The sequence below is a fragment of the Corallococcus sp. AB045 genome, from assembly GCF_003668895.1.
GTDB classification, from domain to species: Bacteria; Myxococcota; Myxococcia; order Myxococcales; family Myxococcaceae; genus Corallococcus; species Corallococcus coralloides.
In genome coordinates this window covers 1-10,237 of record NZ_RAWN01000271.1, presented here as the reverse complement: position 1 = coordinate 10,237, position 10,237 = coordinate 1, and the positions used below count along the sequence as shown (strand labels likewise).

Genomic DNA, 10,237 nt, shown 5'->3' with positions numbered 1-10,237 from the left:
CCACCACGGCACCTCCGCCAGGTCCGGCCCCTCGTGCGCCCGGGCATGGGCCGCGCCCACCACCGGGAAGTAGCGGGGCTCCACGCTCACGCCCAGGTGCAGCGCATCCGCCACGCGCCCCAGGAGGGCCCGGGAGCCCAGGACCTCCATCTCCGGGGCCGCCATGCTGGGCGCGTCTGGAATCAGCGCGTCCAGCTGGCCCAGGCTGCTGCTCTTCTGTTCGATGCGCAGGATGGTATTGGCCCGGTACACCGGCGCCGTGGTGAGCAGATACAGCCCGCCCAGGACCAGGGCCAGGGCGACGGACGCCGCGATGGTGCCGCGGCGCTCCGCCAGGATGGCCAGGTATCTGCCCAATCCCAGCTCATCATCCTGCGTGCCGGGGCCTGGGCGGGGCGGCGTCACGCGTTCGGGGGTGCTCGTCATGGGTTGTCGATGATGATGGTTCTGTCTCCGATATCCACTGCCTGCCAGAGCAGCTGAACTGTTGGCTGGATTTGCTGGATGACGCGATTCCAGCGCGTCAAGTCGTGTGCGGAGACGAAGATGACGTCGCGAGGTTGTAATTGGAACTGTGTCGCCAGCAGCAGCGCGTCCGGCGACTTGGCATCCAGCTTGAAGATGAAGGGCCGCTCGAAGCTGCCGCGGATGACATACACGCGGCCCGGGTTGGACGTGAGCGGGTCGAAGCCCTCGGTGTCGCCAATGGCTTCCGCCAGCGTCATCCGTCCCTTCACCATCACGCGCGAGGAGGGTTTCCGGACTTCTCCCAGCACGAAGACCTTGTTGCGGCTGCGGTCCGCGACGTTGACGATGTCGCCGTCCTGGAGCAGCCAGTTCTGGCTCACGTCCCCCTGCTCGTAGAGGGCCTGCAGGTCGAGCGTGAAGGTGGTGCCGCGCCGGCTGAGGGTGACGGCGCGCAGGTCCGCCTCCGTGGAGAAGCCCTTCGCCTGGGCGATGGCGTCCTGCACGCGCAGGGGCACGTCGGTGACGGGCAGGGTGCCGGGGGCCATCACCTCACCCGTCACCTGGACCTTCTGGCCGCGGAAGCCCACCACGCGCACGTCCAGTTGCGGCTTTTCGATGACGCTCGCCAGCCGCTGCGTGAGCAGTTCGCGGATCTCCCGCAGCGTCTTGCCCGCGACGGGGATGAGGCCCACGTGGGGATAGAACATGGTCCCGTCCGCCGCCACGGGATTGCCGGTGGTCTCCGCGGGGCGGAACTCGCCGGCGGGGATGGTGAGCTCCGGGTGGTCCCAGACGATGACGCTCAGCACGTCGTGCGGCGTCACCCGGTAGTCATAGTCCATGGCCACCTGCGCCAGCGGATCCACCAGGGGCGCGGGCCGCGCCTGTCTGCGCTCCTCCAGTTGGTGGCTGAGGAGGGACACATCGATGGGGACGATTTCGTAGGCGCCATCCGCGCCGGCGTCTGCCTTTCCCGCGTAGCGCTCCCGGAAGGCATCCTCGTCCATCTGCATTCCCGGGCCCCAGGCGCATGCGCTCAGGCAAGACACCGCGACCAGTAACAGGGCGTGTTTCATGGGCGGGCAATCTTCCGGAGGAAGCGTGCAAGCGTAAGCCCGAACAATGCCAAATGTCTGGAAGCCGCTATGCCCCGCTGGCGAGGTGACACATGCATTGCCCTGGGGGGCTGGAGTGGCGCGAAGCGCTGGAATCAGGACATCCGCGCTGCACCCTGGGGGGCGATGACGGACCGGGGTCTCATCCACATACCCTCAGGCTGTCTCGGGCACTCTTCAGGCCCGCTCGTTTCCGCCCGGGGAAAACACCCATGAACCCAATGGCACCGTGGAGAGCCGTCCTCGTCCCTGACGGAGGCCAGCGCGCTGTTTCGTCTGACTATTTCCGCTCCGAGCAGCACCTGCGCGCGGAAGGGGTGACGCACAGCCTCATCGTGGAGGATGGGGAGGGGCGGGCCCTCCGGGTGCCGCTCATCGTGCGGCCCATTGAAGGCACGCGCTACCGGGACGCGGCTTCTCCGCGTGGGTTTCCGGGGGCGGAGCTGAACGGGCTCTCCGAGGTGCCGGTGGACGGCATCGACTGGCGGGGCACGGAGCTGGTCAGCATCTTCCTGCGCGACCGCGTTGGCGGGCCGTACTGTTTCGCGGGCGGCCGGCTGCGCAGGGAGGTGTGCCTCATCGACCCGAAGCTGCCGGTGAAGTTCCGCGGCGACCATGGCGCGGACATCCGCCGCAACGCCCGGCGCGGCTACGTCAGCTCCGTCGTTCCGGTGAAGGACTCCACGCAGGAGCAGCGCCAGGCGCTCAAGTCCCTCTACCGGCGGACCCTGGCCCGCGACCAGGCCGGGGAGCGGTACTCCTTCTCCGACGCCTGGTTCGAGGAGGCCTTCACCTGTCCCTTCGCGTGGCTGGTGACGACGCGCGCGCCGGACGGGGCGGTGGCCTCCGCCTCGCTGGTGGTGCTGAGCGACGGGCTCCTGCACCCCTTCATTGGCGGCACGGCGGACGCGTACCTGATGCACTCGCCGGCGAAGAACGAGTTCCCGGTGATGGTGGAGCTGGCGGAGAAGCTGGAGGCCTCCGTCCACCTGGGCGGCGGCGCCCGGCCGGGTGATGGCGTCGAGCAGTTCAAGCGCGGCTTCGCCAATGCGATGTCCCAATTCTACACGCACGACCTCATCTGCGACCCGGAGGCATACGCACAGCTGTCCCAGGGGCACGCGGGCGAGGACTTCTTCCCCGCCTACCGCGCGCCCCGTTCCTGACGTTCTTGTGTGCCGGAGGGGTTTCCATGGTCCTGTCACTTCCCCAGCTCCGCGATGTCGCGGAGGCCCGCTTCACGTGTCTCACGGAGCGGGAGCTCGCCGAGCGCCGGCGAGAAGAGGGTGTTCGCGTCATCTCCCACCGGGGGCACTACTGGGAGCAGTCGGGGGCGCCCGGCTTCTTCCAGCCGGTGCACCTGCTGGCGCGGCTGACGCCGGAGGAGGCCTCGCCGCCCACGCCGCTGGCCTGGGGCTACCGCGCGGCGCTGACGCCGGAGACGGCGAACGTCGCCACCGGCAAGGTGCCCGTGGTGCGGCTGAAGGACCTGGACACCTATGACATGAGCCGGTTGAACTCGAACCGGCGCAACAAGCTGCGCAAGTGCCAGCGCACGGTGCGCATCGTCCAGCTCACGGGGCCGTCGCTGCTGCTGGAGCAGGGCTATCCCGTGGTGCGGGACGCGCTGACGCGCACGCAGCACAAGAAGATCCCCACGCTGGATGAGTACCTCAAGGGCCTGCGGCAGTACTTCACGTCCGACCACTGGTGCGTGCTGGCGGGGATGGTGGACGACAAGCTGGGCGGCTACCTGGACGGGTACATCGTGGACGGCGTCGCGTATGGCTTCAGCGCCTACTACGCGACGTGGGCGCTGCCGACGAACATCTCCACGGGCCTCATCTACGAGTTCGCGCAGGTCTGCCGCAGGCTGGGGGCCCGGACGCTGGTGGGCGGACTGCATGCCCGCGAGGCGACCCAGCTCGAACAGTTCAAGGACGAGCTGGGCTTCGTCGTGGACCCGGTGCCCATCCAGTGGGGCATGAACCCGCTGGCGCGCGCCTTCATCCGCTGGCGCCGCCCGCACGCGTACTACCGGCTGACGGGGCAGTCCTGACGGGCTACGGCGTCATCACGACCTTGATGCAGCCGTCCTCCTTGTCGCGGAACTTCTTGTAGAGGGCGGGGGCGTCGGACAGCCGGGCGCGGTGGGTGATGAGGCGCGTCGGGTCGATGGCGCCTGCCTGGATCTTCTCCAGCAGCGGCCGGGTGTAGCGGTGCGTGTGCGTCTGGCCCGTCTTCATGGTCAGGCCCTTGTTGACGAAGGCGCCCATGGGGACCTTGTCCAGGAAGCCCACGTAGACGCCGGGCACGGAGAGGGTGCCGCCCTTGCGGCAGCAGTAGATGGCCTGTCGCAGCGCGTGCGGCCGGTCCGTGGCCAGCTTCACCGCCGCCTTCGCCTTGTCGATGACGGCGTCCAGGCTGCCGGTGCCGTGGGCCTCGGCGCCCACGGAGTCGATGCAGCGGTCCGGGCCGCGGCCGCGGGTCATCTCCTTGAGGGTTTCGTAGACGTCCTGCCTGGTGAAGTCGATGGTCTCCGCCTTGCCCCAGGACTTCGCGAGCGCCAGGCGCTCCGGCACGTGGTCGATGGCGATGACCCGGCCCGCGCCGAGCATCCACGCGCTCTGGATGGCGAACTGGCCCACGGGGCCGCAGCCCCACACGGCCACGGTGTCGCCCTTCTCCATCTCGCAGTTCTCCGCCGCCATGTAGCCGGTGGGGAAGATGTCGGTGAGGAAGAGGACCTGATCCTCGGTGAGGCCGTCCGGAATCTTGAGCGGGCCCACGTCCGCGTACGGCACGCGCACGTACTCCGCCTGACCGCCGGAGAAGCCGCCCAGCATGTGCGAGTAGCCGAAGAGGCCGGAGGGCGAATAGCCCATCACCTTCGCGGCCATCTCCGCGTTGCGGTTGGAGCGGTCACAGAGGGAGAAGAGGGTCTTCTGGCAGAAGAAGCACTCGCCGCACGCGATGTTGAAGGGGACGATGACCCGGTCGCCCTTCTTGAGCCTGGTGACGCCGGAGCCCGTCTCCATCACCTCGCCCATGAACTCGTGGCCCAGGACGTCACCGCTCTTCATGGTCGGCATGTAGCCGTCCAGCAGGTGCAGGTCGGAGCCGCAGATGGCGGTGCGGGTGACGCGGATGATGGCGTCGCGAGGGTCTTCAATCCTCGGGTCGGGGGCGGACTCGTAACGGACGTCGCCGTGGCCATGCCAGCAGATGGCTTTCATGGGGTGTGGCTCCTTGGAGGAAAAAGGCGTTGGAGCAAAGCTGGGGACTTGGAACGTGCACGGCCAACGTTCGCGGGCGCTTGCCGCCTGGCTGGCTGGCGCTCGGAAGGGCGGAATCGGCGTCCAGGGATGCAATGGGACCCCTGACCGATGCAAAGAGGAGGGGTGAGCTCCGCACCCGTCCTCGACCTCGGCCGTTACCTGGGCACGCCCCTCCAGCGCGTGGAGGTGGCAGGGCTCGTGCTCACGGAGAGCACGTACGCGCCGGGCGTCCGGTTGCCGTCCCACCTGCACCGGCACGCGGGCTTCCGGCTCACGCTGGAAGGGGGCTTCATGGATGTGGTGGAGGGCCGCGCGCGGGAGTGCGTGGCCCGCTCGGTCGCCTTCCAGGCGCCCGGGCTGGAGCACGCGCAGCGCATCCGGGACGTGCGCACGCGCACCTTCAACATCGACTTCTCGGAGGCCTCCTGGAGGTCGCGGAGCGCGCTCGCCGGGCGGTTGGATCCACGGGCGGACCTGGCGTCGGCGCGGCTGGTGGCGCTGGCGGCTCGCGTGTACCAGGAGTTCCGGCGCGCGGACGACGTGGCGGCGCTGGCCATCGAAGGGCTGACGCTGGAGCTGCTGGCGGAGGCGGTGCGCGCGTCGGCGCCGGTGCGGGATGCGGGTGGCGCTCCGGCGTGGCTGGGGCGCGTCCGGGAGCTGCTGGACGCGGTGCGCGGACCGCCGCCCACGCTCGCGGCGTTGGCGCGGGAGGCGGGGGTGAGCCCGCGGCGGCTGGGGTGGGCCTTCCGTCAGGCCTGGCGGTGCAGCCCGGCGGAGTACCTGCGCCGGTCCCGGCTGGAGCGCGCGGGCCGGGCGCTGCGCGAGACGGAGCGGCCCCTGGGCGACATCGCGCTCGACGCGGGCTATTGCGACCAGAGCCACCTGACGCGCGAGTTCCGCCGCCGCCTGCACCTCACCCCGGCGGAGTACCGGCGGCTGGCGGGACGTGCATCCGGTTCCACGCGGTAGGTTTCGTCCAAGACGCAGATGGGCGGGCGGGCCTATCTCCCCGCCATGACCCTGGAATCGCATTCCTTCCGCCGCGCCGTGGCGCTCCTGTGCGCGGCGCTGATGTGGACCGCCTGCGCGGGCTCCCGGCCCGTCCCGGCGGCGCCTGAGCCGGCCGAGCGCCGCGTGGACTCCGGACGCACGCGGTGGGTGCTGCGGCCGTCGGAGGCGTACGACGCGCTGTGCCTGTTGAACCTGCTGCGCGGCGACGCGTTCTACACGCGCTTCCATCCGGCGGAGTTCCAGCGCTTCTCCGCGCGCTTGGGGACGCGGGAGCAGGCCGCGCTCGCGCACCTCACCGAGCGGATGGCGAAGCAGGGCGGCAAGATGGTGGGGCCGTTCCTGACGCTGGTCTTCTCCGTGACGGGGGCCACCACGGTGGAGGACCTGGCGGCGACGGTGGCGGACGATGCCGCGTGGCGCCGGATGCGCGCGGACTTCCTGGCCACGTCCTACGGGCAGGAGGGCGGCTTCGCGGAGATGGAGGACGTGCGAGGGGACCTGGGCGTCCTGCTGGCGTTCCTGGAGCGCGTGGAGTTCCCCCGCGTCTGGCGGGCGGAGTACCTGCCGCAGGTGGAGCAGGCCATCGCGGGACTGGCGGCGAAGGTGGCGCCGCACGACGTGGTGGGCTGGAACGAAGCGGTGCTGGGCAGGGAGCTCCAGGTGGCGGCGCTGAGCGCGCACGTCCTGAAGTTCGCGAAGCCGCACGGCATCCGGGTGACGGGGTGGAACTTCCTCACGGACGCGACGTATCCGGCGGACGTCACCGTGAAGACGGCGGTGCATGAGCTGCTGCACCCGCCGTTCACGCGCGAAGGCGCGCTGGACGCGAAGCTGTCCGCGCTGGAGGCGGACCCCTACTTCCAGCGGCTCGTGCGCGAGCATGACCCCGCGTTCGGCTACACCACGGCGCGCGGCCTGACGGAGGAGGACTGCGCGGAGGCCATCGACGTCTACGTCAGCGAGCGGGAGGGCCTGCTGCGCAACCGCGAGGGCCGGCCGCTCACGGGGGCGGAGTTCTTCCGCGACCACGACGACGGCCTGCACGTCCTGGCCTTCGTGCTCTACGAGGAGCTGAAGCGCGCGGGCCCTTCACGCGAGGGGACGTACGAGGCCTTCCTGCTGGGCCTGTTCGAGCGGGGCGTGCTCGAGCCCGGCGGGTTGGAGCGCCGCTTCCGCGCCTCCCCGGGGCACTACCCCGTGAAGGCGCTGGGCGAAGCGGCGGCTCCGTGACGGCTCGGAGCGGACGGGGGGAGGTAGCCGCGGCCATCGGGTGCGGCTGGAGATGAGTCCGCCATGTCACTAGCGGGCCCGAGGAGCGCGACACAAACCCGCCGACAAGCGCGTTTGCTTTCACGGCCCCGAGGGGAAGATTGGCATCGAAGCGCTCCCGGGAATGTCAGACCGACCCGGTATGAATCTCCCTGCGCAGCGCCATTCCGGGCGTCGCCGAAAGGGTTTCCCTTACAATGAATATGTCATTGATTTCCCTCGGGCTTTTGGTCGGCATGACAGGGGTCGGCTGCGCGGGTCTCGACGAGGCCGAGGCGGTGGACTCCGCAGTGTCGACGGACGCGACCTCCCAGGTCACCCAGGGCCTGGTCACCCATGTCACCGGTACCAGCCCGGTCACCTTCGTCGCCACGTCGGGCAACGAGACGAAGCCATACGACCAGTCCGCCACGTCGGTGGTGGCATACATGCGGGACTCATCGACCGGGGCGTTCACGGCCTATCCGGGCACGGGCTCCGCGGACGGCACCATCTCCGTGCCGAACGTCCCCTCCGGCCGCATCTACCTGAAGCTGGGCTCGCGCTACCTGGTGAGCACCGGCCGCGCGTTCGACCTGGGCTCCACGGAGTGGGGCCGCGATGGCGCCTTCGCCTCGCTGCCCACTCCCGTGACGGTGTCCGCCACCGGCCTGTCTCCCTGGCAGCCGGGGGACTACCTGGAAGTGTATTCGTTGAACGCGGGCGCGTTCGGCTACGTCAACACAGGCGTCACGGGGTTCCCCCTGACGGGCGCCACGTCGCTCTCCGGGATGAGCTTCAATTACGCCGACATGCTCAACCCGGTGCTGCTCGACAGCGGCCTCGGGGATGTGTTTTCGCTGGTACAGATGCGGTGGCAGACGAGCGCGAATGGAGTGCCCTACCGCGCGATGCACAAGGTGCTCGACGCGAGCATCACGCAGGTGGAGGGCCAGCCCGCCTCCGTCAGCGGAACCTTCACCCAGCCCACCGCGACAGGCACCTTCGCGGTGGACTGGAGACGCTCGGCCTTCGAAGCCATGCGCACCCAGGTGAACCCGGGCGCGGTCAGCACGTACAACGAGATCTGGATGTCCGCCCGGCCGGCCGCGCTGGGCACGGCGCTCGCGTCCATCAGCGGGCAGCCACTGCTCGTGAAGCTCAATCCTGATACGCAGCGGACCGACATCGTCACGGGGAGCATGACGTACAACAACGCGCTCCCGGCGACGTGGCAGAAGGTGGCGCTCGCCGCCGCGGGCTTCACGAAGAGCTACGCGCTGGGAACCGCGACGCCCTACACCATGGGCGTGGACATCCGCGTGGATCAGGAGGCAAGCGCATTCACCGCCGCGCCCGTGCAGCCCCTCGTCGGGCCGGTGCAGGCGCCCCTGGTGAACACGCGAGGCGCGTTCCAGAACCTCACGGGCGTGGGGACTGACGCCTCGCTGCGCTGGTCGAAGCCGCTGGTCGGCACGGCCACAAACTACGTGGTGAACATCTACCGGCTGGGCACGAGCAACGGCTCCACCACCGTGACGCGCGTGGCGACGCTGCACACGGATCTCCAGAGCGTGTACCTGCCCCCGGGCGTGCTGCAGGCGGGCCAGACGTACTTCGCTGAGATCCAGAGCTGGTACCAGCCCGGCTCGGATCTGGCGACGAGCCCGTTCAAGCGCTCGCTGCCTCGGGGCCGCGCCAGCGTGCTCACGGGCATGTTCAGCCCGTAGCCGCTGAAGTCCTGGGAGGGAAGGGAGCCCGCTCCCTCCCCTCCTCACGAGCCGCATCGCTTCAGCGAGGCTCGGACTCGACTTTCTCTTCGAGGTATCGCAGTTGGCCCGGGGCGGGCCAGAATGGCGGAAGTCGAGTCAGAAGCACTCGCGCGCGTCGGTGAAGGCCGGGCAGTAGGTGTCCTGGCCGTTGCACGACACGCCGCCGCACACCTTGGAGCTCAGGGGCTGCAGCGTGTAGGCGTTGAAGCCCGTGCAGCTGAGGACCGTGTTGTTGGCCTCGCAGTAGAAGGTCACGGTCGTCGGCGAGGGACAGTTCCTCCACTGGCCGTCGCACATCACCGCCTGGCCCTCCACGGCCTCGCAGTGGTTGCCCGAGCAGGACACCGTCGTCCCGCCAGGACACGACGCCGTGCAGACGGCCATGGCCGTGACCTCGGAGCCTTCCTGGGGCTGGAGCGCGTCCTCCGCCTCCATCGGGCCGCCACACGCCACCGTCTGCAGGCCCAGCACCGCCATCGCAACGAACAGGAGACGCTTCATCAGACTCCTCCGGGTTTAAATTGGAAAACCAAATATACCGGAAGAGTCGTTCGGTTCACCCCGGCATCACGGCGGGGTGTCCTGGGCGGTGGTCTTGTCCAGGCGCTCCTGGAGGGCCTTCCAGCCGCGGTTGCCCGCTTCACGCGCGTGGTCGAGTGTCTGGCCCGCGCCCTGGGCCACCTGCTCCGGGGAGAGCCGCGCCGTGCGCTGGCGCACCCGGTCCATCCAGACGAGCGGGGCGTAGAGTTGCCGTGCCCGCGCCGGGCCCAGCAGGACGGTGAGCACGTGCTCCAGGCCTCCGGCTCGCGCCAGCAGCGTGCGGCCCAGGAGCACCGTCGCGCGGGTCTGCTGGAACAGCGGCAGGCTGTCCCCGTGCTTGCGCAGGGACTCCGCGCTGTCGTGCACCTCGCGCCGCTCCGTTTCCTCCAGGTAGGGGCTGGCCGCGAGCTTGTCGAGCGACGCCGCCGCCTCTTCGTAGCGTCCGCGCCGCGTGTGGATGAAGGCCCAGCCCCACCACGTCAGCTCGTTCTCCACGCCTAGCGTCTGGAGCGAGCGCAGCCCCTGCTCGATGTCGTCCTCGGCGGCGCGCTCGCGCTTCAGGCCCATGCGGTTCCAGGCGCGCAGGAAGTGCCCGGCCGCGAGCACCGCCTCCCGCGACTGCGCGGGCGTGCCCTGCTGGATGGCGGGGAAGGCCTCCGGTGGCAGGCGCTCCGTCTCGGTGAGGAAGCCGGTCAGCTCCTCCTCGGCGGCGTAGTGGTAGCCCGCCTGGCAGAAGGAGACGCCCCGGCTCGCCTGCACCGCGGCGCGCAGGGGCGCGGTGCAGGCGAGCCGGGGCGTCTCCTTC

Annotated in this window: 9 protein-coding genes and 1 pseudogene; 5 read left to right on the top strand and 5 right to left on the bottom strand. The window is 69.8% G+C overall.

The genetic code is table 11. The features are described from left to right. Window positions 1–426, bottom strand: a 426-nt coding sequence (locus D7Y21_RS37545; RefSeq protein WP_233612445.1) for a Wzz/FepE/Etk N-terminal domain-containing protein, incomplete at its 3' end; no start/stop codon positions are given. Next, entirely contained in the window at window positions 423–1,544 is a 1,122-nt protein-coding gene (locus tag D7Y21_RS37540) for a polysaccharide export protein (protein ID WP_121718258.1), read from the bottom strand. The genes D7Y21_RS37540 and D7Y21_RS37545, both read right to left, overlap by 4 nt. Before the next feature lie 251 nt (window positions 1,545–1,795). Between D7Y21_RS37540 and D7Y21_RS37535 the strand changes: the two genes are divergently transcribed. Next, window positions 1,796–2,749, top strand: coding sequence for a GNAT family N-acetyltransferase (locus D7Y21_RS37535; protein ID WP_121718257.1), 954 nt, complete (start codon window positions 1,796–1,798; stop codon window positions 2,747–2,749). 26 nt (window positions 2,750–2,775) lie between these two features. Continuing rightward, window positions 2,776–3,642, top strand: coding sequence for a hypothetical protein (locus tag D7Y21_RS37530; RefSeq protein ID WP_120561549.1), 867 nt, complete (start codon window positions 2,776–2,778; stop codon window positions 3,640–3,642). Between the two features lie 4 nt (window positions 3,643–3,646). Here D7Y21_RS37530 and D7Y21_RS37525 read toward each other — a convergent pair whose 3' ends face one another. Further along, window positions 3,647–4,819 (bottom strand): zinc-dependent alcohol dehydrogenase, encoded by a 1,173-nt coding sequence (locus tag D7Y21_RS37525; RefSeq protein ID WP_121718256.1) that lies wholly within the window; start codon window positions 4,817–4,819, stop codon window positions 3,647–3,649. Between the two features lie 165 nt (window positions 4,820–4,984). On the opposite strand from D7Y21_RS37525, the gene D7Y21_RS37520 reads away from it, so the two are divergent. The 3 genes from D7Y21_RS37520 (at window position 4,985) to D7Y21_RS37510 (ending at window position 8,850) form a co-directional block, all read left to right on the top strand. Next, window positions 4,985–5,830: an AraC family transcriptional regulator gene (locus D7Y21_RS37520; protein WP_233612444.1), complete on the top strand. Its 846-nt coding sequence runs from the start codon at window positions 4,985–4,987 to the stop codon at window positions 5,828–5,830. Window positions 5,831–5,875: 45 nt separating this feature from the next. Then, window positions 5,876–7,102, top strand: a complete 1,227-nt coding sequence (locus tag D7Y21_RS37515; RefSeq protein ID WP_121718254.1) for a hypothetical protein — start codon at window positions 5,876–5,878, stop codon at window positions 7,100–7,102. 236 nt (window positions 7,103–7,338) lie between these two features. Then, complete coding sequence (locus tag D7Y21_RS37510; protein ID WP_121718253.1) at window positions 7,339–8,850, top strand: ABC transporter substrate-binding protein; 1,512 nt, start codon at window positions 7,339–7,341, stop codon at window positions 8,848–8,850. Window positions 8,851–8,988: 138 nt separating this feature from the next. Here the strand turns inward: D7Y21_RS37510 and D7Y21_RS37505 are convergent, their stop codons facing one another. Beyond that, the gene (locus D7Y21_RS37505; protein WP_120561554.1) at window positions 8,989–9,393 is read right to left on the bottom strand and encodes a hypothetical protein; all 405 of its coding nucleotides are present in this window, start codon (window positions 9,391–9,393) and stop codon (window positions 8,989–8,991) included. A gap of 66 nt (window positions 9,394–9,459) precedes the next feature. Continuing rightward, window positions 9,460–10,237 (bottom strand): annotated as a pseudogene (locus D7Y21_RS37500) (hypothetical protein); the annotation flags it as partial.